Raw genomic sequence first — 20769 nt, 5'->3', positions numbered from 1 at the left:
TGAATTTTATGAAGGAGATGAAGTAGAAAGGGAGTTCAATATCTGCCCCGACTGTCATCGCCGATTGGATGACAATGAGGGGCGCAGTCAGGATCGAAGTTAACCTCCTCGCCTGGCCGGGCGGGGAGGTTTTTTGTTGGACGGAGGTTCATGGGCAAACCCGTTTTGCTCACCCTTGCTTTGACTCCGTCAAGTCCGCCGTACAGGCATCCAAAGGATCGCCTTCCGGCGTCACGAACTCGAACAACAGGGTCGATGTTCCCGAGTCCCCCCCTGAAGTTCCCGTCTTGCCCAGGACGTCCACGGTATTCAGCCGCACTTCCTGAAAGCCCGCCTCGGTGGGTTTTACCTTGACCACCACCTGCTTGTCCAACCGCGTCACGCTTTGAACCTGTCCGTAGAGAATCAGAAGGCTGATGTGGTCTCCCCGGGTATCTTGAAGGGGAAGGTTTTTCCCCCGGGTTGCATCGCTCTCGGGAGTCGTGACGATGCCCAGCCCGTAGAGCAGCTGTTGGGAGGCCGCCAACCCACCGGCGTACACAAAAGCGCGGTGGGCCGCCAGTTCCACCAGCTCCTCCACGCCGCTGTATTTTCCACCGAAATAAGTGCTGTGCCAAACTCCGGAATACCCCGGGCGCCGCCACTGAGTGTTTGTCACCACCGCTTCAAAGGGCAACTGTGCTCCTCGGCGCAGGACTTGATCGACGGGTGCGGTGGGGTGGGTGGCGGTGAAAATCTCAACTTCACGATCGATCTCTGAAAGAGGCCTTGTAACGGGCGAATCGGGTTCAAGGACCGAAAGCCTCTTTTGCAGTTCGGCCACTTGCTGTTTAAGGCGGGCGTTTTCCGCCTGAAGGGCATCGGCGGCCGGTCCAGGGGGATCGACCGCCGACGACGTTGGGCCACATCCCGTTAGGCTTGCCATTAAAACGACGGCCATCGCCATGCCTCGCTGCCGCTCGCTGCGCCACCATAGCCGCATGCACTTCCCGCCTCTTCACAAAAGGTTTATCCGAACATATAGACGGAGCAACCCTTTATTTCGTTACACTTCGGCACTGGCCACATACACCAAAAACTTCGAAGCGGTGACTTTGGACGAGAAAGCCTTCGGGAGCGGGCACCGTCAACTCCATCGGACAGGCTTCGATGGGAATCGTGGCTCCGCATCGGGTGCAGATGAAATGGTGATGATGGGGATCGGCGCACCGGATTCGAAACCTGGCACTTCCGTCTTCAAACATCGATTCTTCAATCATGTGCTCGTCCCGGAGCATTCTCAGGTTGCGATAAATGGTGTCGTAGCTGATATGGGGATACTGTTCCTGCACTTGATCGATCAGTTCTTTCGCCGACATGTACCGGTTTTCGGTCAAAAGGATCTGCAGGATCATCTTGCGTTGACCGGTCAACTTCAATCCCTGTTTTCGCAGTTTGTCCAAATAACTTTGGCTTTGCACGGCCGATCCCGTCCTTTCCCTCTTTTGTCCACTCTGCCGGCCGATGAGAGGCGTCCGATGCCGTATGCGGTCAAAAAATGATTCTATACAGGTTCAAGATCGGAATGATTACGAAAAACGACTCTCCGGGCTTTTGACCGTCTTTCCCCACCCATATTATACTCGGTGTACGGCGATAATCGAAACGATTACGGAATAGGAGGGCGCGCTATGGGCGGACGCATTCGTCGATTTTCGGTTTTCGCTATCGTTCTTTTGTCTCTTTTCCTCGCAGCATGCGGACAGGGGCCATCCTCATCCGGACAGACCGGGGATGCGGGCAAGCCTGCTTCGTCCGGGGCGTTGGGGGTGGTCACGAGCATTACGCCCATCGCGGACATGATTCGGCAGGTGGGCGGCGACCGGGTCCAAGTGACGGCATTGGTGCCGCCGGGGGCCGATCCCCACGATTACTCCCCGACCCCTGCTGACGTGCGGACGATATCCCAGGCGAAGTTGTTTGTGGCAAACGGTCTCGGAGAGGAGACTTACATTCAGAAGCTGATTCAAAGCAGCGGGCGATCGGATCTGAAAATCGTCACCTTGTCCGACGGATTGCCGGTTTTGGGTCAGGGAGAAGGGGGGACCGGGAATCCGCACATGTGGCTCGATCCGAACTACGCCGTCAAGTATACGGAGAGGATCCGGGACGCGCTGATCGAGGTAGATCCGGCTGGGGCCGCAGAATACCGGAACCGGGCCCAAACTTACATCGGTCAACTTCAGGATCTCGATAAGTGGATCCGCTCCGAGATCGCCCAGATCCCGGCGGACCGGCGAACGATGGTCGTGTTCCACGATGCGTGGCCGTATTTCTGTAAAGAATACGGATTGGAACAGGTGTATCTCGCCGGTTCGTCCGGGGCGGAACCTTCTCCCCAGGATTATGCGAAGGTGGTTCAGGCGGTCCGGGACCGCCACGTGCCGGCGGTGTTCGGGGAAGCTGGCTTTAATCCCAAGCTGATCTCCCGGCTTGCGGAGGATACGGGGGTACGGTTTGTGGATAATTTGTTGGATGATACGGTGGGCGGCCCGGGAACGGCCACGTATATCGATATGATGAAATTTGATGTCCAGACGATCGTCAGCGCTTTGAAAGGGTCTTCGTCGTGAAAGGGGGCGGCGCGATGAGTGCCATCGTCCGGCTGGAAAATGTACATGCCGCGTACGGCCAGGAACCCATCTTGACGGACGTTGCGGCGGAGGCGGCGGCTGGGGAACGCATTGCTGTAGTGGGGCCGAATGGCGCGGGGAAAAGTACGCTGTTGAAAGTTCTGTTGGGCTTGGTTCCTCATGTGATCGGCCATGTGGAAGTCGCCGGCCAGTCGGTGACACCCGGGCATCCACCCAGCGGTGCCGCCTATGTCCCGCAGTCCCAGGTCATGGGGTTGGACATGCCCGTCACCGTCTGGGACGTGGCGGCGATGGGGTTCCTGCGCCGGGGATTTTGGCTGAAAAAGCCGGGTCCGAAAGAGCGGGCGGCGGTGGAACGGGCCCTTGAGGCTGTAGACATGCTGGAATGGCGAGAGGAGTTGTTCGGGAATCTGTCCGGGGGGCAACGCCAGAGGGTGCTCATCGCCCGGGCCCTCATCCGGAATGCGCCGGTGTGGCTTCTGGACGAGCCAGTGACTGGTCTGGACGCCCCGACCCAGGAGGTCATCGAACAGTTGCTGGATGGCCTTCGCAAGGGCGGGGCCGCCGTCATTCAAGTGACTCATGATCTGGAACCCGCCCGACTCAGGCAGTTTGACCAGGTGTGGTGCATCAACCGGCGGCTGGTCGGGCGGGGCAGTTTTGATGAGGTGCAAAAGCGAGGGATCTTGGCGGAGACTTTCGGTGTTCCCGTTGGGAAACGGCCCGAGGGCAGGGAAGGGGGCGGTGCCGATGTTCCTTCTGGCGCCCTTTCAGTTTGATTTTATGTGGCGGGCCTTGGTCGGGTCTGTGGCCGTGGGCGTGTTGGCAGCCTTGCTCGGGGTCTTTGTGGTGCTCCGGGGCATGTCCTTTATCGGGGAAGGTCTTGCTCATGGATCCCTGGGCGGCCTCGCCCTGGCCTACGCCTTGGGGTGGAATCTCTATGCGTTTGGCAGTGTGTACACCGTCGGATTGGCTTTGTTGATCGCTTGGATCGGCCGGCGTCGGCGCACGCGGATGGACACGGCGGTAGGCATCGTCTTTTCCGGGTCTCTCGCCTTCGGGGTGTTGTTGATCAGCACGATCAAATGGTACACGACAGATCTTTCCGCTTATCTGTTCGGCGATGTCCTCGCCCTGCGTGCTCAGGATTTAGTGGCCGTCGTGGCGGTTTTGTTTTTGGTGGCGGGGTTCATGTTGCTGTTTTACCGGCGAATGGTGTTTTTATCCTTTGACCCCGAGGGGGCCCGGGCGGCAGGACTGCCGACCACCTGGCTGAACAACGCATTCTTAGCTCTGATCGGCATTGGGGTGGTGGCCGCCATGCAGACGGTGGGGGTGATCCTGGTCACGGCCCTTCTCGTCATCCCGGCGGCCACGGCCTGGCAGGTGGCCCGCAGTATGGCGCAGATGACCGCCATTGCCGTGGGGGTGGCGTTGGTCAGCGCCTTGGTCGGGCTCTACACGTCCTACTATCTGAATGTCGCCTCGGGGGCGTCCATCGTCCTGGCGGCGGCTCTCATCTACGGTCTGGTGTCTCTGGTATCCGGCCGGCGGGTGGCGTGGCGGCGGTCTCTGGGGATGGGGGCCCGGGGGTAGGAAATGCTTCTTTTGGCTGCGGTGATGGACGGGTTCCCGGGTTGGCCGACTCTCTGACTGGGCCACTGTGGTACAATACCCTTGTCGATGACAGGGGGTGGGGGATGTGCGGGTGTCGTTATTCGTCACCTGCTTAGTGGACAGTCTGTTTCCGGAGGTCGGTGTGAGCACCGTCCGGCTGTTGCGCCGTCTCGGGGTGGACGTGGATTTTCCGGAAAATCAAATCTGTTGCGGCCAGCCTGCTTTTAATGCCGGATACCATCCCGAGGCCCGGGCCGTGGCCGAAGGATGGTTAGACGCGTTTTCATCCAGTGATTATATTGTGAGTCCCTCCGGCTCCTGCGGGGGCATGGTGGTTCACGGGTACGAAGAGTTATTTGCCGAAGATCCAACCCGGCTCTCCCAGGTCCGGGAGGTGCGGGGAAAAGTCTATGAACTGAGCCAGTTCATCATCGAGGTCCTGGAGTTGGAGGACGTGGGCGCCCGGTATCCGGCCAGGGTCACGTACCATCCCTCTTGTCACGCCGCCCGACTCATGGGGGTTGGCGACGCCCCGGTGCGCCTGTTGCGCCGCGTTAAAGACCTCGAATTTGTGGAGCTTCCTTTTGCCGAAGAGTGCTGCGGCTTTGGGGGGACTTTTTCGGTCAAGATGGGGGATGTTTCCACGGCCATCGTTTCGGACAAGGTCCGGCACATTCAAGAAACCGGAGCTGACCTCGTAGTGGGCACAGATATGGGCTGTCTCATGAACATCGAGGGCCGCCTCCGCCGAATCGGGTCCCCGGTGCGGGTCATGCATTTGGCACAACTGTTAGAGGAGGGAGTGCGATGACGGTGCCATCGGCGACCATGAAGGAGCGGGCGGCGGAAGCTCTGCACAATGATTTTCTCCGCGAAGCGGTCAAAATCACCACGGATAAGTTTTTTGCCGGGAAAACTTTGGCTCAGCGATCCCTCGGAGATTGGGAGGCCTGGAGGGAGCGGGGCCGGGCCATCCGCGCCCATGCGCTGGCTCATCTCGACTATTATCTCGGCCAATTGATCGACCAGGTGAAAAGCCTGGGGGGCAAAGTTCACCTGTGCGAAACGGCCGAGGACGCGGTTCAGGTCATTGTCGAGATCGCCCGGGCCCGGAACGCCCGGTCGGTGATTAAGTCGAAGTCGATGGTGACCGAAGAAATCCATCTCAACAAGGCCTTGGAAGCGATCGGGGTACGGGCGGTGGAGACGGATCTGGGGGAGTACATCATTCAACTGGCTCACGAAACGCCATCTCACATTATTGCACCGGCCATACATAAGACCAGGAAAGATGTCGCGGAACTGTTCAGCCAGGTGGCCGGGCGGCCGATTGAGGATGATACCGATACGCTGACCAATTTTGCCCGTCAAAAGTTGCGGGAGGAGTTTTTGAACGGGGATATCGGCATAACGGGATGTAATTTTGCCGTGGCGGAGACCGGTTCTGTCGCCTTGTTCACGAACGAGGGCAATGGACGGATGGTGACCACCCTGCCGCCGGTTCACGTGGCGGTGATGGGGATGGAACGGGTGGTGCCGACTTTTGAAGACCTCGAAGTGATGATGAATTTGCTGCCTCGCAGCGGCACCGGGCAGAAGCTGACCAGTTATGTGACGGTGATCACCGGCCCCCGGCGGGAGGGGGAGGTGGACGGCCCAGAAGAGTTCCACCTGGTCATCCTTGACAACGGGCGCAGCCGCATCCTCCGGGATCCGGAGTTTCGCGAAGCACTTCAATGTATCCGATGCGGCGCCTGTTTGAACGTATGTCCGGTGTACCGGCAAATCGGCGGGCACGCCTACGGATGGGTGTATCCGGGCCCCATCGGGGCCGTGATCACGCCGCTTTTGACCGATGATCTGGATCGGTGGGGGGACTTGCCCTATGCATCCTCCCTGTGTGCGGCCTGTGCCGAGGCTTGTCCGGTCAAGATTCCGCTTCACGATATGTTGGTCCGCCACCGGGTTCGTTATGTCGCCGCCGGGAAGACCCCGCCGGTGGAACGAGTGGCCTTCCGCTTGTATAAACGGGCCTTCACAAGTCCCCGGCGCTATCGTCGGGCATTAAAAACGGCGGTTACTTTCCAGCGGCCACTTGTGAAAGACCGGCATCTTTCCGCCCGGCTTCCGGGGTTGGCGGGTTGGACGGCGGGTCGGGATTTTCCCGCAGCGGCTCCGAAGCGGTTTCGGGATCTCTGGCCGGGACTGGCGGCTGAGGCCCGGCAGAGGGGAGGGGCCGACCATGAGTGAGGAGAGATCCCCCGGCCGGACCGAAGAAGAACTGCGGTTTTTAGCCCGGGTTGCGGGTGCCCTGGGGCGGGGGGCGGAGACCTCTCCGCCGGAACAACCTGTGCAAGGGGTGAGGGGGCTTCCCACACCCGGGGCGACCGGGAATTCTCTGGAGCTGTTTCTCGCCAATTGGCGGGCCGTCGGGGGCGAGGCCGATGTGGTGAGGGCCCGGGAGGCGGCGGGACGGGTGGCGGAGATCGCCCGGAAGTGGGGGGTGGGCCGGGTTGTGCGGTGGAACGACCCCTTGCTTGATGAATTGGGACTGGATCCCGCGTTGCAGGCGGTGGGAATTTCCGTTTATGTGTGGAGGGCGGGGGCGAACCCTGATGAAGCGATCCGGGAGGTGGACCGGGCGGATCTCGGAGTGACCACGGTTCACTGGGTGGCGGCGGAACCGGGGAGCTTGGCGCTGCTCTCAGGTGGGGATACGCCCAGGGCCGTGAGCCTTCTGCCCCCCGCCCATCTCGCCCTGGTCCCGGCATCCCGGGTGGTTCCGGGTTTGACCGTTATCATGCGGGAGGCCGTGCAGCGGGGATTGTCGGCGTCTTTGAATTTTATCACGGGTCCCAGCCGGACGGCGGATATCGAGATGGAATTGACCGTGGGAGTGCACGGCCCGGGTCGGGTATACGCTTTATTAGTCGAAGACCGCTGATCTTGGCCCGTAAACAAAGGACCGGCGCCAAAGGGATTCATCCCGGCGTCGGCCAAACCTATCGTCTTCGTGTAAAGGATCCACCCCCGAACCGAACTTTGGGCGGAGAAGAAATCCCTTTCGATGGCTTGGATCCAGATGAGATCACGCCCGAGCCGGATCCGCTCCGAGATTTACTGGAAGATCCGGATGACGGTCGGGTCGTTGGATTGACAGAAGGACCGGGGGTCGGCTGCTGATCTGACCGCCGGGTGAATACTCCTGCACCGCCCACCGTTTTCGGAATTTCTAAAGAGGACTTTTTTGCAGCCGGGGGCCCCGTCGGCGGGTTTGGCGTATAATTCGGGGTGCGCTCATACCCCCGGTAGTGGCCGAAATGCCCGCCTCCGAACTGCCAGCCGCTGCCGAAAATCCGATCCAAAGTCGACGCAAGCAAAAATCCTTGCAAAAACGAAGGATCATAGTTATCTTTGACAAATTGCTTGTCATCGATTTCGATGATCGTGTCCTGAGGTTTGGCCGGGTCCTGCTGGAGATGAACCAGGTGATCCGGGTAAACCAAAAACATCTCTTTCGCGGATTCTGGGGAGATGTCCTGGGGCTTTTCTTGTGCCGCCAGTTCCTTGGCCACCTCGGGAACCGATTTGTTCGCCGCGCGATAAACTTTTTGTAATGCCTGTCCTTGGTCCGCCGCCGACTGAAACTGGTAGTTTTTCGCAATGTACGAGTCGAGGCCGCAACCGGCCAGAAGAACGGAAAACGCCAGGGCCAAAAGGGCAAGCAGACGAAAAGATCGACGCTTTACCTTTCGTCCGTTCATGTGCCGGCAATGATCCTGGCGTCAAATTCTTCGGTAAACCGCCCCAGCCCAAACCAATATTTTCCGTTCTGCCATTCCACCCGGAACAGGCCACGATCGTCGCTTTGATGGTTCCAAATATATACGGTGTCCCCGTGCACCAGATGCATGGGGCCATCCACCCAGGCCGGGGATTCCTGCTGGGATTCGAGATGGTAATCCACTCCGTCCAAATGTACCGTCTCGGGGATCTCTCCAATGTCGTCCAGCCTGCCATCCAGGGTTTCATACAGGCGGAAAACCAGTCCTTCCCCCCGGTCGATCACCAAATGGCGGTACGTGCGCCCGTCCCGGAGTACATAGTGTATACTCTGGATGGCGTTAAAGGCGGCGGCGGCTTCGACGATGTACTCGGTCAGTTCCACCTGAACAACGTCCCCGGGCCTTAAAGTGAACCACGTTTTTTGCACCACCGCAGGATGAGGGTCCCGGGCGCGAATCAGGTCGGCCACCCTTTTCCATACGGACATAGTCGTTCCTCCTTTACATCGATCCCATCAGGATCACGGCGCCAACCACGTGCAGGGATCCCGACAATAAGGCGCTGGGCATATGGTTCTCCGCAATGTTTTTGCTCATGTCGATCCCTGCGGCCCGTTTCATCACCAGGTCAAATAGCCACTGGACGATCAAGAGCAGCACGAAAGCGTAGGCGGAGATCACCGCCGCATCCCATACGACCTGGCTGATCATCATGGATCGGGAAATGATCAGCGCATGGGCGAGAAGTTTTAACACGAACCGCAAAGCGACGGCGGTATGCCCCCGCCGGATCAATTCAAAATCGTTGTATCGCGTCAGGGCCACATCGACCGCCATGAGGACAACCAGGAGAAGAATGAAGAGCACAAACCAGAATCCCATTGTCAACAACTGGTGGATGGTCAGCGTCAACGGGGCAGTTCCCTCCTTAACAAAACGGGGAGACGACCATCTCCCCGTTTTACTGACACTGGTCCGGGTAGCCTTGCGCCCCGCGGACGGTCATTCCGCTTTGTTTAACTTCGCTTTCAGAGCTGCCAACTCGTCCTCGACATCGGCATTACGGCGCAACTCATCGAACTCATCGTCCAGGGAGCGCTCTTTTTTATACACTTCCCCGGAGGCTTCCGCCTCGGCCTCCAGTTGCAGAACCTTGTCCTCCATCCTCTGGAAACCGCGCATCGCACTGTCGCTGCCGATGCCGGACATGGCCTGGCTGATCTCTTTCTGAGCTTTTGCGGCTTGGGCCCGGGCCACCAAGGTGTCCCGTTTGTTCCGCATCTTGCCAATCTCTTCTTTCATCTCGGCGAGTTTTTCCCTGAGGGCATCGGCGTTTGCTTTCGCCGTTTGATACTGGTTCTGAAAGTCCTTTGCCTTTGCTTCTTGTTCCCGTTTATCCGCCAGGGCCCGCCGGGCCAGATCGTCGTTTCCAGCCAGTACCGCCTCTTCCGCCTGTTTCGCTCGCTTCTCCGCGAGGCTCTGGGCTTCTTCGAATTGGGCCTTCAGTTTCTTTTCCACCGCGATGGCCTTGGCCACCGCTTCTTCGGCATCCTGCAGATCTTCTTCCATATCCCGCAGGTACTGATCCAGCAATTTCACCGGGTCTTCCACTCGATCGAGCATCGCGTTAATGTTGGCGAGACTGATATCCCGCAATCGTTTGAACAGGCCCATAAACGGCTGTTCTCCTCCTCTGTGGAGATTGTCGGAAACCGGCGAAAACCGCCGCCCCGTACTTCTATTATTATACCTGGCAAGGCTGACACGAGACAAGAAAATCTTCCTGGTAGAAATCTTTCTTGTCGCGCCAAGTGTCTTATATCTCCTTCCCCAGCTGTAACATGAGGCCTGCGCGCTTGTCCTTACTGTATTGGAGCCAGACGTAAAACCTGTTATAATTGTGTTATACATCAATGAACATCTTGTGTTTTTTTGAAAAAGGAGAGTGATCATCATGACCCAGGGGTTGACGATCCACAAAGGGCTTGAGGGAGTGACGGTGACCGACACCGAACTGGCTCTGGTCGACGGAGAACGGGGGCATCTGGTGTATCGGGGCTATTGGGCCAAGGATCTGGCTCTTCAATACACCTATGAACATGTCGCGTACTTGCTTTGGTTTGGAAAATTGCCGACGGACGCGGAGCTGGCGGAGTTTCACGCGAAAATGGCGCAATATCGGATTTTGCCCGATTATCTGAAGACGATCATCGACGCCATCCCCGCCGGGGTGGACATGATGAGCGTGCTTCGCACGGCCGTTTCCGCCGTGGGAAATGAATCCTACGGATGGCCGCCGACAGTCGAGCAGGCGATGGAATTGACAGCCAAAGTCCCGACGATCATCACCTACCGGCATAGCCGCCTGAACGGTCGGCAGCCTGTCGAGCCCCGGGAGGATCTCAGCCACACGGCCAATTACCTGTACATGCTTTTCGGTAAGGAGCCCCACCCGGCACACGTTGCAGCCCTCGACGCCTATCTGGTGCTGACGGCGGAGCACGGCATGAATGCCTCGACCTTTTCGGCCCGGGTGACCACTTCAACCCGTTCGGACATGGCTTCCGCCGTGACCACGGCCATCGGGACCATGAAGGGTCCACTTCACGGAGGTGCGCCATCGGAAGTGGACGAGACATTGGCGGCCATCGGCACCAAGGAAAACGCGGAGCCGTACTTGCGCAGCCTTTTGGAGCGCGGGGAGCGTTTGATGGGATTCGGACATCGGGTGTATAAAACCCGGGATCCCCGGGCCGAGGCTCTCTCCATCGTCGCCAAACGGGTGGCCGGGGATGACCCGTGGTTGGATCTGGCCGTGCACGTGGAAAATGTGGCCATTCGGCTGTTGGAAGAGTACAAACCCGGCCGCCGGCTGTACACAAACGTGGAATTCTACGCGGCCGCCGTGCTCCGGGCCGTGGGGCTCCCCAAGGAACTCTACACTCCGACCTTTTCTCTCTCCCGGATGGCGGGCTGGACGGCCCACGTTCTGGAGCAGGCGGCAGACAACCGGTTGATCCGCCCCCAGTCTGTTTATACCGGTCCCATGCCGCGCTGAATTCGGAGGTAGGGGTTCCCCGGAGATGAACTTCCAGGAGCCTCAGAGCTTCGGTGAAAGATGGCCGCAGGGCCAGGGTCTACGATTCGGCGGGGTGCGGGGGAAGTCGCGGATCCGTCTCCCGGAGACGGGCGACTTCGTCATCGGCCAGGGCGCGGTAGCCTCCCGGAGGTAGAGCGGGGTCCAATGGCACGCCTCCGATGGCGACGCGTTTGAGATACAGGACCGGCTTCCCGAGGGCGGCGAACATTCGCTTGATCTGGTGGAATTTGCCTTCTCGAAGGACGATCTCGACCTCGGATCGCTCTCCGGCGTCGCGGATTTGCAGATGGGCGGGAAGAGCGCGATAGCCGTCGCCGAGGACCAGGCCCCGGGCGAAAGCGGCGACATCTGCGTCGCTGACCCTTCCTTGCACTGTGGCGCGGTACGTTTTTGAAACATGGCGTTTGGGCGAGAGAATGGCGTGGGCCAGCTGCCCGTCGTCGGTGATCAGCACAAACCCCTCGGTGTCGATGTCCAGGCGGCCGGCGGGAAAAAGGCGCGGAGTGCGGTCTGATTCATCGAGCAGATCGATTACGGTGCGGTGTCTGGGGTCTATGACCGCGGAGACGACTCCGGGGGGCTTATTCATCATCCAGTAGTGAAAAGGCTGATAGTGAACGGGATGCCCCGCGACACAGAGTACCTGTTGTCCGGGGTCGACGTGTAGGGAAGCGTCCCGGACGACTCGCCCGTCCACCTCGATCAACCCGGACCTTGCCATTTTTTTGATGTCCCGGCGGGATCCCACGCCCATTTCCGCCAGAATGCGGTCTAATCGCTGTTTCGCCACCTTGATCTCCTTTCAGACATGGCTCTTTCAGATTGATTCGGCAGGTTCAGATTGATATGTAGTATACTGAAAAGGGATCTTACGGCGCAACGGGGTCCGGCAGAATGTTCAGCAGGAAAGTGAAAGTCAGACGGCGAATGGAATGACATGATCAGGATCAAAGCGGCGGGGAGGATGAAAAGTGTGCCCGTACGCCACGCATTGGTGGAGATGAAAAAGGAAGACGTGCAGCAGGTCCGCGAATTGTTGGAAGGCGGTCGGGTTCCCGAGGCGGTCAATGCCTTCCTCCAGGCATTTCAGGCCGCCGAGGTGGGTTTCTCCATTCCCTGCGGATCGGGTTCGCTTCGGGGGATCCTTCCGGTGCACCGGGGAACCGGCGCGCAAGATCTGTGCGGGACGGAGTACTTGGTGGTCGACCCGGGAGTCCCCGGGAACCAAGTGGAAGGGCGGCTGGAGTTTCACTCCGGGCTCGTGGTGGGCACCGAGTTTCGCCCGGAATTTCGCCTTTTGATCCTCAGCTTGCAAGGGGGTGGAGAGCTGCGGTTCCGGGGAAGGGAATTGGTGCGGGTGTCGTGACGGAACTCCCCGGTCCGGCGCGCCGAGGTCCGAATGACCGGTTGGTAGGGATCCCCAAGGGGATGTGCCAACTGGATTCCAGATTCAGGGATTGAGGTGACACAATGGGTGGAACGTTTTCATTTCCTCAGATTTCGTTACCGGAAATGCTCCGCGATACTGCAAAGCGCTTCTCCGGGCGTCCGGCGGTTTCTTTTTACCACGTCACCCTGACCTATGAGCAAGTGTGGTGGATGGTCCAGCGAGCCGCGGTGGGTCTCGCTGCGGCCGGGGTGCGTAAAGGGGATCGCGTGGCGATCATGTTGCCCAATTGCCCTCATTATGTGATTGCGTACTATGCCGTTTTAGTTGCCGGAGGCATCGTGGTCCAGGTCAACCCGATGTACACCGGGGCTGAGTTGGAACACCTGCTGGTGGACGCCGATCCAAAGGTGATTGTGGCTTATGAACCGCTGTGGGGGAAGATCGAAGCGGTTTGGGAGAACACCCACCTCGAGCGGGCGTATCTCGTTCAGTTTCCCGGTCCGGTGCAAACCCCGGCGACCGAACGGGTTCAACCCGTGGAGGCCCTTCTCGGCGCCCAAGGTGATCCGCCGTCGGTGGCCATTTCTCCCGAGGACACGGCCGTTTTGCAGTACACCGGGGGAACAACTGGCTATTCCAAGGGGGCGATGTTGACCCATCGCAACCTGGTTGCCAACGTTTACCAATCATTGGCGGATTTTCGTGACGGTTTGCGGGACGGGGAAGAAGTGATTCTGCTCGTTCTGCCTCTGTTTCACGTGTACGGCATGACCGTGGGGATGAATTTGGGCATTGCTGTGGGGGCGAATCTGGTGATGTTGCCCCGTTTTCAGGTAGACGAGGTCCTGGACGCGATCAAGGCGGCAAAGCCCACAATGTTTCCCGGTGTTCCCACGATGTATGTGGCGGTCAACAGCCATCCCAAGGCCCGGGAATATGGAATCGACTCGATTCGCATCTGCAACAGCGGGTCCGCACCGCTGCCGGTGGAGGTCCTTCGGGCTTTTGAAGCGAAAACCGGGGCGAAGATTCTCGAGGGTTACGGCTTGACCGAGGCGAGTCCGGTGACGCACACCAATCCCTATCACGGGGTGCGGAAAGTCGGGAGTATCGGCCTGCCGGTAGCGGGAACCGAGGCGCGGATTGTGGATGTGGCCACGGGTTTACAAGAACTACCGCCCGGAGAGCCCGGCGAATTGGTGGTGCGCGGTCCCCAGGTCATGAAAGGATATTGGAACCGGCCGGAGGAAACGGCCCAGGTCCTTCGGAACGGCTGGCTCCACACCGGGGATATCGCCACCCGGGATGAGGACGGGTACTATTACATTGTCGACCGGAAGAAAGATATCATCATCGCCAGCGGCTTCAACGTCTATCCCCGGGAGGTGGAAGAGGTCCTTTACACCCACCCGGGCATCCAGGAGGCGGCTGTGGTGGGGGTGCCGGATCCGTACCGCGGGGAGACAGTCAAAGCCTACGTCGTGTGCAAGCCCGGGGTGACGTTGACCCGGGATGAGGTCATCGCGTTTTGCCGGGAGCGTATGGCTCACTATAAGGCACCGACGGAGGTGGAATTTCGGGAAGAGCTACCGAAAAGTTCAGTGGGCAAGATCTTGCGGCGGGCCCTTCGGGACAGCCAACAATGATGGGTCATGGGTCGAATCTTCCCGAAATCCATTCCCCGGGGCCATTCGCCCAGGTTTGACCGGCGAGAAATCCGGCGAAACTAGGGACGAATCGGCCGGAAAAGTCGGTCCCGGCCGGGTTTTCGGGAAGGAGGTGGGCCAGTGACCAAGCAGGATTTGATCGCCAAGGTGGCGGAAAAATCGGGGTTGACCAAAAAAGCGGCGTCGGCGGCGGTGGATGCCGTCTTGGATACGATTCAGGAAGCGCTGCAGGCGGGGGAGAGTGTGGGGCTGACCGGATTTGGCAGTTTCGAGGTTCGGGAGCGTTCAGCCCGCACCGGCCGTAATCCGCAAACCGGGGAGACGATCGAGATCGCCGGTGGCAAGACGCCGGTGTTCCGACCGGGCAAAACCCTGAAAGAGGCCGTCAAGAGTGCCTGAGTGCCGAACGGGCTTGGGTGAAGCGGGAAACCCCGCCAAGCCATAGTGTGCAGAAACTGCTGTGGCATCCGGAGAGGGCGCGGTGTAACGCCGCGCCCCTCGTCACCTCAGGTCCACCTTTTTCTTTTCCAAGGCCAGTTCACCGGCCAGATGGTCCACGAACTGTCGGGCGCTGCGCCCGGAACGGCCGTTGTGCCGACGTTCCCACTGGAGGGCCAAACGTCGGAGGGAATCTTCCTCGATTTCGAGACCGGCCCGTTTGGCCATGTGGCCCACCATTTCCAAAAAGAGTTCTTGGTCCGGGGACAGGAAGGACACCGTCAACCCGAAGCGGTCGGCCAAGGATAATTTTTCCTGGACCGTGTCCTCCAGGTGCAGATCGTCCTCTTCATCCCCCCGGGTTGGCCATCCCCGGTCGCTGAACCGTTCATTCACCAAGTGTCGTCGATTGGACGTGGCGTAGAGCAGTACATTGTTCGGACGCCGTTCCACACCTCCCTCCAGGAGTGTTTTAAGGTCTTTGTAAAAGGTCTCTCCTTCGCTGAAGGATAAGTCGTCAAAAAATAGGATAAATTTTTGTGGCCGTCGGCGCAACAGGCGGACGATGAGGGGAAAATCTCCCAGGTCCCGCCGGGCCACTTCCACGAGCCGCAATCCTCGAGCGCCAAATTCATGAACCAGCGCTTTGACCAGGGAAGATTTTCCCGTTCCCCGGTCTCCGTAAAGAAGCACATTGTTCGCAGGAAGTCCCAGGACGAATTGTTCGGTGTTCTGGAGCACCTGTTTGCGTTGCCGCTCATATCCGACCAGATCTGCCACGGTGATGGGATCGGGCTCGATGACGGGGGCCAGCCCCCGGCTTGGTCCTTCCCATTTAAATACCCAGTGGCGAGCGGCCGGGCCGCTGCCCATGCTTCGGAATGCCCGGGTGAACAGATCGGCGAGGATCGCACAATCCTCCGTCGTCTCCAGAGACCGGGCCACCTCGGTCAACCGGTCGCTGAGCCACTGATTTAACAGGGTGTTCCCCCGGGCGGTCGAGGCAGCCGAAGTAAAGTCCGGGGACAAGACCTCTGGCCTAAGGCCTAAAGATTCGAGGAGCGGAGCGGGATCCAAATGGTATAAAGGGCGCAGTCGCCTCAGATCTGCCGCGAGGCCACCTTGAAGCGCCCGATGCCATTCTTTCCCCTCATCCGGAGACGGGAAGGTCGAAAAGAACAGCCGGTGAAGGAGGTACGATTGCCATAGGGAGACGGTGGAGGGGAGAGGGATAGGATCTTCTTCCGCGGCAAAGCGGAGGAGAGCGCGGAACCAGGTCGCCGCAACCTCGGGGTTTTTGGTTTCTATCCAGTCTTCGGCTGCCGCGACGGCTGGGTCGTCGGACAACCCGTGGAAAAACATCCATGGGGCAAGAATTGATGGCATGATGCACTCTCCTTAAACAATCAGCATCATTGGGTTCGTCCCCATTGTAGGAGACTCGGGGCCGCAGAGCAAGGGAGCGGCGTGTATCTGGATGGGAATTATGGTATGCTGGCAGTGAAAAGGATTGGTCACCGAGTTTCGAATGCGAGTGAGATGTCATCCCCGCCCGGGCCCAGAACGAATGGGTTCAGGAGTGCGGGGAGGGGAGATGGAGGGGATCCACATGGTGGCGCAAGGTCAGAAGGCACCCGATTTTACACTTCCCACCGGGACGGGCGAGACGGTGAGCCTGGCGGATTTTCGCGGAAAACCGGTGGTACTGTACTTCTATCCCCGGGACAATACGCCGGGGTGCACGCAAGAGGCCTGCGGATTTCGCGATCTTCACGAGGCTTTTTCTGAAGTCGGCGCCGTCATCCTCGGGGTGAGCACCGATTCCCCGAGTTCTCACAAAAAATTCGCGGAGAAATATCAGCTTCCCTTTCCGCTGTTGTCCGACGAGGACGCAGCCGTTTCTACGGCCTACGGCGTGTACAAGGAGAAAACCCGCTACGGGAAGAAATCCATGGGGATCGAACGAACCACCTTCCTCATCGACGGCGACGGGGTGATCCGCAAGATCTATCCTCGGGTGAAGGTGGAGGGACACATGGAGCAGGTATTGGAGGATGTCCGCCAGTTGAGCAACGGCTGAGGGCGGGGAGCCGGCCTGGCCGGCTCCTGGCAATCACCGCCGGTTGAGGCTCCGGAAGCGGCGTTCGACTCCGTGGTAGACGGAGCGAAGGACGGCGGCCCCGGCAATGGAACCTGCGCCGATCATAAGGGCAATCCATAAGGGCACTCCGAGGAACCAGCCTGCCCCGAGGGCGACGGCCAGTGAGAGAAGGACTGCGGGTATCGGATGCATGACGCTTCCCCCTTGCGTGAACGTATTGTGAACGAATCGCTCATTGCCAAAATTCCCTTTTTCATGTATGATGGTGAAAACGGAGACGCTGAGTTCCATGTCCAGTGGAAGCGGAGGACCCATGTGTGGGGTGAATCCGGGCGGGCTGTTCTCAGAAGATTTGAGAATGTTTCATCCGCTCGGTAGGGTGAGCTCTCCACCCGAACCCGTCAGCTAACTTCGCAAGCGTTGGAGGGAGCGGTGGCGAAAGCCCCGCCTGGCCAAGGACTTCTCATAGGCGGGGTTTTTGTGTCCCTGCGGCTCCCCACCACCCCGTGGCGTCTCCGTTCGCGAAGCAGTACCGTGTATGAGGCGCGCCGGATTGCCACACGCTATGGCAAAGTCAAAGGCGTGCAAAACGTCGGGTACCTTCCGCGCATCAGACATTGACAAGGGGGGATCGAGGAATGGGTGAGCACGTTTTGTTTTCAGAAACGGAAGATACCCGAACTCATTTTGCCACGTTGGATGTGGCCGGCACGCGATTCGATCTGGCAGTGACGTATTCCCAACATTTTATGGGCAAGAGCATTGTGATGTGCCTACAGACCGGGCGGGCGAGCATCATGGACGCCCACGATGCCGAAGATCCGCAGCGGGTGGCCCAGCATTTTGGAATTGACGACGGCGAAACGGCCACCGAATTGGGCCATTACCTCACGAGCGTTTTGTCCTATCCGCCACGAGGCGAGCAATTCTGATGCAGGCTTGTGCGTGCCCTTTTCTACGGGCGCGATTTCTCTCCCAATGCTTATCCTGTGTGTTGACCACCCTTTGCCCACGATGTCAACTTCCGATGGCTCAGTGTCGATCTCGTTGGTTCGGTTTCAGTATCGCCTCATCAATGGCCTCCGGGATGCCGGGTTGGCCCGTCGGACGCGGACGTCGTCGTCCGGTGCCCGGGCCGCCAAAAGGCATCCGGAGGATTTTTTGTTCTTGGTGGCCGAGCAATTGTGCCGGGGACGAGTCCGGCGGAACGGAACGGGGGGACGGGCAGGATGGAGATGCCCTTGTTGTATCGAACCTGGAAAAGGTTTGTGCGGGAGGGGACGCTGGACGCCCACCGCGTATCCAGGGACGTGTGCGAGTCGTGGGTGCGAAGCCGGCGCTACGGGGTGGATCCATACCGGGACCGCGGAGACATTGTGCTGGAGCCGGAGGATTTAGAGTTGCAGCGTCACAAATACGCTGACCCGATTCGAGAAGTTGAATCCTTGTTACATAAAATTCACGGTTTATTGATGGAGCAGCGGATGGTCGCTTTATTCTGTGATGCGGATGGACGAATCCTGAGCGAGATCGGTCATCCGGACACCCTTCGAAGGGCCCGGGAGATCCAGTTTGTTCCGGGGGCTGACTGGTCGGAGGCGGCGGTGGGCACCAATGCGATCGGAACAGCGCTGGAGGTCGGAAACGCTGTCTACGTGGCGGGGTACGAGCATTACGTGGTGGCGACGCACCCCTGGTGCTGCGCTGCCGTGCCTCTCCGCGACCCGAAGGGAAACGTTTTTGGTGTGTTGAATTTATCTGGCCCGCTGGAATCGGCCCACCCCTATCTCCTGGGCGTCGTGGCGACCATGGGAGCCCACGTGGAGGACGTCATCGCTCGGATGCCCCAACAGGGGGATGGAGCGGTGGAGTCCCGGGAAGTGGGAGTTGATTTTGAGGGGATGATCGGCAAAAGCGTATCCTTCCGCAGGTGTATCGACTTGGCCGAACGGGCGGCCCGGGTGGATTATCCGGTTTGCCTCTTGGGAGAGACGGGGACGGGCAAAGAACTCCTTGCGCGATGGATCCACCGGAGAAGCGGCCGAAGAGGTGGCCCCTTTGTGGCCCTCAACTGCGGGGGGATGCCTGAACATCTCCTGGAAAGTGAATTATTTGGCTATGAGGAGGGTGCTTTCACCGGTGCCAAAAAAGGGGGATATCCCGGGGCTTTTCGGCTTGCTGAAGGAGGAACTTTGTTCCTGGACGAGGTCGGGGAGATGCCCCCACAAATGCAGCTCGCCCTGCTTCGAGTCCTTGAAGAAAAGGCGGTTCGACCGATTGGCGGCCGGGAGGAGATCCCGGTGGATGTCCGGCTGGTCTCTGCTACACACCGGGATCTTGGGTTACTCGTTCGCCAGGGGGCGTTTCGGGAAGATTTGTTTCACCGCCTTCATGTCCTTCCGATTCACGTTCCGCCGCTGCGGGAGCGGAAGGAGGACATCCCTGATTTGGCGCAGTATTTGCTGGATACGACCGGTACGGGCAAAAAATTGAATCCCGCCGCATTGCGCCTGCTCCAGGACTACCCGTGGAGAGGAAATATACGTGAACTACGGAATGTTATAGTTTGTGCGTCCGTTTTTGATGATTCGCCGATCATCGGTCCCGAGGGGTTGGCTTCTTTTCTGGACGCTGAACATAGAACCGGGGCAATGCCCGGAAGGAGTATCCCCAGTCGCAAGGAGGCAGTGGCAGACGCCCTTCAGAGCACCCGCGGCAATGTGTCCGCAGCCGCCCGGCGGCTTGGGGTTTCCCGAAGCACGCTGTACCGGTGGTTGAAACAAGGCGGAACAGGATGGGACAGGTGAGACGTTGCGCGGGCCATTCCCGGAAGCGGTCAGACAGAAGGTTTAAAGGGCAAAATTCCGTGGGGTCTCAGGCGAATTTTGACGATTGGTCAGCCGGTGCATAGGCCGGCATGTTTTTTGCATATATTGAGGAAGGTGTTGATTCTTTCCACAAGGGGGGAGCCCGGGTGGCCATTCCTGCGGACAAGCTGATGTGGATGTACGAGACGATGGTCAAAATCCGGTATTTTGAGGAAACTATGGTAAAGGTGTACACCGAGGGCAAGATGCCCGTGTTTAACATCGGGGCCGGGACGGTGCCCGGAGAAATGCATCTGGCTGCGGGCCAAGAACCGGCAGCGGTGGGGATCTGTGCGCACTTGCGCAGGGAAGACACGGTGACCGCCCCGCATCGGCCTCATCACCACGCCATTGCCAAAGGGGTTGACCTGAAACGCATGACCGCGGAGATGTTCGGGCGGAAGACCGGGCTTGGAAAAGGAAAGGGCGGCCACATGCATCTGTTTGATCCGGGGGTGAAATTTTCCTGCAGCGGGATCGTGGGGGCGGGGATGCCCCAGGCGGTGGGGGCGGCCCTCAGCAACAAAATGAACAACACCGATTGGGTGGCGGTGGCTTTTGCCGGGGAGGGTGCGGCAAACTCCGGGGCTTTTCATGAGTCGTTAAATCTCGCGGCTCTTTGGAAATTACCGGTAATTATGGTGATTGAAGACAATGCCTACGGAATCTCTGTGCCAAAATCGAAATCGACTGCTGTGGCCAATAATGCCATTCGTGCCGCCGCCTACGGAATACCCGGGGCCCTGGTCAAAGACAATGATCCCTTGGAAATGTATCGGGTCGCGGAAGAAGCGGTGGACCGGGCGCGGCGCGGGGAGGGCCCTACCCTCATCGAGATCGAAACGTATCGGTATCTCGGTCATTTTCAGGGCGATCCGGAAGTGTACCGAGAAAAGGACGAAGTGAGCCACTTGAGGCAAAAAGACCCCATCGAGCGGCTGAAACGGTACGTGGTCGAGCAGGGGGTCGCCGGGGAACAAGAGTTGGCCGGGCTAGAGGCCCAGGCGAAGCGGGAAGTGGACGAGGCCTACACCTTTGCCAGGGACAGCGCCTGGCCCCGGGGGGAAGAGGCGCTCGAAGACGTATTTGCGAAAACCTCGGAAGGCTAAAAGGTCGAGGATCGGCCCGCACCCGGAGAAGGGTACTTGTTGTTTGGCGCGACGGGTTGAGA

General features: G+C 59.2%; 23 protein-coding genes and 1 riboswitch. Of the genes, 14 read left to right on the top strand and 9 right to left on the bottom strand.

What is annotated here, in order from left to right:
* Window positions 1–169 precede the first annotated feature (169 nt).
* Together BTUS_RS12110 and BTUS_RS12105 are read right to left on the bottom strand one after the other, a co-directional pair.
* A complete protein-coding gene (locus tag BTUS_RS12110) occupies window positions 170–982 on the bottom strand; it encodes a hypothetical protein (RefSeq protein WP_013076359.1) in 813 nt (270 codons plus the stop codon).
* A gap of 55 nt (window positions 983–1037) precedes the next feature.
* A complete protein-coding gene (locus BTUS_RS12105; protein ID WP_013076358.1) occupies window positions 1038–1460 on the bottom strand; it encodes a Fur family transcriptional regulator in 423 nt (140 codons plus the stop codon).
* Window positions 1461–1670: 210 nt separating this feature from the next.
* Here BTUS_RS12105 and BTUS_RS12100 point away from each other — a divergent pair, with 210 nt between their 5' ends.
* The 6 genes from BTUS_RS12100 to BTUS_RS12075 all read left to right on the top strand — a co-directional run bounded on the left by BTUS_RS12100 (window position 1671) and on the right by BTUS_RS12075 (window position 7194).
* Window positions 1671–2612 carry a metal ABC transporter substrate-binding protein gene (locus tag BTUS_RS12100; RefSeq protein WP_013076357.1) on the top strand — a complete coding sequence of 314 codons (942 nt, stop codon included), beginning with the start codon at window positions 1671–1673 and terminating at the stop codon, window positions 2610–2612.
* 14 nt (window positions 2613–2626) lie between these two features.
* Complete coding sequence (locus BTUS_RS12095; protein ID WP_013076356.1) at window positions 2627–3412, top strand: metal ABC transporter ATP-binding protein; 786 nt, start codon at window positions 2627–2629, stop codon at window positions 3410–3412.
* The gene (locus BTUS_RS12090) at window positions 3384–4229 is read left to right on the top strand and encodes a metal ABC transporter permease (RefSeq protein ID WP_013076355.1); all 846 of its coding nucleotides are present in this window, start codon (window positions 3384–3386) and stop codon (window positions 4227–4229) included. The genes BTUS_RS12095 and BTUS_RS12090 overlap by 29 nt, the downstream gene beginning before the upstream one ends.
* Window positions 4230–4335: 106 nt before the next feature.
* Complete coding sequence (locus tag BTUS_RS12085; RefSeq protein WP_013076354.1) at window positions 4336–5061, top strand: (Fe-S)-binding protein; 726 nt, start codon at window positions 4336–4338, stop codon at window positions 5059–5061.
* Complete coding sequence (locus BTUS_RS12080; protein ID WP_013076353.1) at window positions 5058–6500, top strand: LutB/LldF family L-lactate oxidation iron-sulfur protein; 1443 nt, start codon at window positions 5058–5060, stop codon at window positions 6498–6500. The genes BTUS_RS12085 and BTUS_RS12080 overlap by 4 nt, the downstream gene beginning before the upstream one ends.
* Window positions 6493–7194 carry a LutC/YkgG family protein gene (locus BTUS_RS12075; protein WP_013076352.1) on the top strand — a complete coding sequence of 234 codons (702 nt, stop codon included), beginning with the start codon at window positions 6493–6495 and terminating at the stop codon, window positions 7192–7194. Before BTUS_RS12080 ends, BTUS_RS12075 begins: the two co-directional genes overlap by 8 nt.
* A gap of 58 nt (window positions 7195–7252) precedes the next feature.
* Here the strand turns inward: BTUS_RS12075 and BTUS_RS12070 are convergent, their stop codons facing one another.
* The 4 genes from BTUS_RS12070 to BTUS_RS12055 all read right to left on the bottom strand — a co-directional run bounded on the left by BTUS_RS12070 (window position 7253) and on the right by BTUS_RS12055 (window position 9709).
* On the bottom strand, window positions 7253–8014 hold the full coding sequence (locus BTUS_RS12070) for a DUF4247 domain-containing protein (RefSeq protein ID WP_013076351.1): 762 nt from the start codon (window positions 8012–8014) through the stop codon (window positions 7253–7255).
* Complete coding sequence (locus BTUS_RS12065; protein ID WP_013076350.1) at window positions 8011–8523, bottom strand: DUF4178 domain-containing protein; 513 nt, start codon at window positions 8521–8523, stop codon at window positions 8011–8013. The genes BTUS_RS12070 and BTUS_RS12065 overlap by 4 nt, the downstream gene beginning before the upstream one ends.
* 13 nt (window positions 8524–8536) lie before the next feature.
* Window positions 8537–8947, bottom strand: coding sequence for a DUF350 domain-containing protein (locus BTUS_RS12060; RefSeq protein ID WP_013076349.1), 411 nt, complete (start codon window positions 8945–8947; stop codon window positions 8537–8539).
* Window positions 8948–9037: 90 nt separating this feature from the next.
* Entirely contained in the window at window positions 9038–9709 is a 672-nt protein-coding gene (locus tag BTUS_RS12055) for a PspA/IM30 family protein (protein ID WP_013076348.1), read from the bottom strand.
* 280 nt (window positions 9710–9989) lie between these two features.
* Here BTUS_RS12055 and BTUS_RS12050 point away from each other — a divergent pair, with 280 nt between their 5' ends.
* Window positions 9990–11093, top strand: a complete 1104-nt coding sequence (locus BTUS_RS12050; protein ID WP_013076347.1) for a citrate synthase/methylcitrate synthase — start codon at window positions 9990–9992, stop codon at window positions 11091–11093.
* A gap of 79 nt (window positions 11094–11172) precedes the next feature.
* Here BTUS_RS12050 and BTUS_RS12045 read toward each other — a convergent pair whose 3' ends face one another.
* On the bottom strand, window positions 11173–11925 hold the full coding sequence (locus tag BTUS_RS12045) for a pseudouridine synthase (protein ID WP_013076346.1): 753 nt from the start codon (window positions 11923–11925) through the stop codon (window positions 11173–11175).
* A 183-nt stretch (window positions 11926–12108) separates the two neighbouring features.
* On the opposite strand from BTUS_RS12045, the gene BTUS_RS12040 reads away from it, so the two are divergent.
* The 3 genes from BTUS_RS12040 to BTUS_RS12030 all read left to right on the top strand — a co-directional run bounded on the left by BTUS_RS12040 (window position 12109) and on the right by BTUS_RS12030 (window position 14591).
* Window positions 12109–12501, top strand: coding sequence for a hypothetical protein (locus tag BTUS_RS12040; protein ID WP_013076345.1), 393 nt, complete (start codon window positions 12109–12111; stop codon window positions 12499–12501).
* A gap of 104 nt (window positions 12502–12605) precedes the next feature.
* Complete coding sequence (locus tag BTUS_RS12035; protein ID WP_013076344.1) at window positions 12606–14171, top strand: long-chain-fatty-acid--CoA ligase; 1566 nt, start codon at window positions 12606–12608, stop codon at window positions 14169–14171.
* A gap of 141 nt (window positions 14172–14312) precedes the next feature.
* Window positions 14313–14591, top strand: a complete 279-nt coding sequence (locus BTUS_RS12030; protein WP_013076343.1) for an HU family DNA-binding protein — start codon at window positions 14313–14315, stop codon at window positions 14589–14591.
* 102 nt (window positions 14592–14693) lie between these two features.
* Here the strand turns inward: BTUS_RS12030 and BTUS_RS16970 are convergent, their stop codons facing one another.
* Window positions 14694–16016, bottom strand: coding sequence for an ATP-binding protein (locus tag BTUS_RS16970; RefSeq protein ID WP_013076342.1), 1323 nt, complete (start codon window positions 16014–16016; stop codon window positions 14694–14696).
* Window positions 16017–16239: 223 nt separating this feature from the next.
* Between BTUS_RS16970 and bcp the strand changes: the two genes are divergently transcribed.
* The gene (gene bcp, locus BTUS_RS12020; protein ID WP_013076341.1) at window positions 16240–16710 is read left to right on the top strand and encodes a thioredoxin-dependent thiol peroxidase; all 471 of its coding nucleotides are present in this window, start codon (window positions 16240–16242) and stop codon (window positions 16708–16710) included.
* 33 nt (window positions 16711–16743) lie between these two features.
* Here bcp and BTUS_RS12015 read toward each other — a convergent pair whose 3' ends face one another.
* Window positions 16744–16923, bottom strand: coding sequence for a hypothetical protein (locus tag BTUS_RS12015; protein ID WP_013076340.1), 180 nt, complete (start codon window positions 16921–16923; stop codon window positions 16744–16746).
* A 76-nt stretch (window positions 16924–16999) separates the two neighbouring features.
* A riboswitch (cyclic di-AMP (ydaO/yuaA leader) is annotated at window positions 17000–17166 on the top strand.
* Window positions 17167–17369: 203 nt separating this feature from the next.
* Between BTUS_RS12015 and BTUS_RS12005 the strand changes: the two genes are divergently transcribed.
* The 3 genes from BTUS_RS12005 to BTUS_RS11995 all read left to right on the top strand — a co-directional run bounded on the left by BTUS_RS12005 (window position 17370) and on the right by BTUS_RS11995 (window position 20707).
* Window positions 17370–17663, top strand: coding sequence for a DUF3055 domain-containing protein (locus tag BTUS_RS12005; protein ID WP_013076338.1), 294 nt, complete (start codon window positions 17370–17372; stop codon window positions 17661–17663).
* Window positions 17664–17960: 297 nt separating this feature from the next.
* Entirely contained in the window at window positions 17961–19538 is a 1578-nt protein-coding gene (locus tag BTUS_RS12000) for a sigma-54-dependent Fis family transcriptional regulator (RefSeq protein ID WP_041305870.1), read from the top strand.
* Window positions 19539–19705: 167 nt separating this feature from the next.
* Complete coding sequence (locus BTUS_RS11995; RefSeq protein ID WP_013076336.1) at window positions 19706–20707, top strand: thiamine pyrophosphate-dependent dehydrogenase E1 component subunit alpha; 1002 nt, start codon at window positions 19706–19708, stop codon at window positions 20705–20707.
* The last annotated feature ends 62 nt before the right edge of the window (window positions 20708–20769 follow it).

Origin of the sequence: Kyrpidia tusciae DSM 2912 (genome assembly GCF_000092905.1) — a bacterium.
Lineage (GTDB): Bacteria > Bacillota > Bacilli > Kyrpidiales > Kyrpidiaceae > Kyrpidia > Kyrpidia tusciae.
Note: the sequence above shows the minus strand (reverse complement) of the source record. Positions and strands in the feature narration are given on the sequence as shown.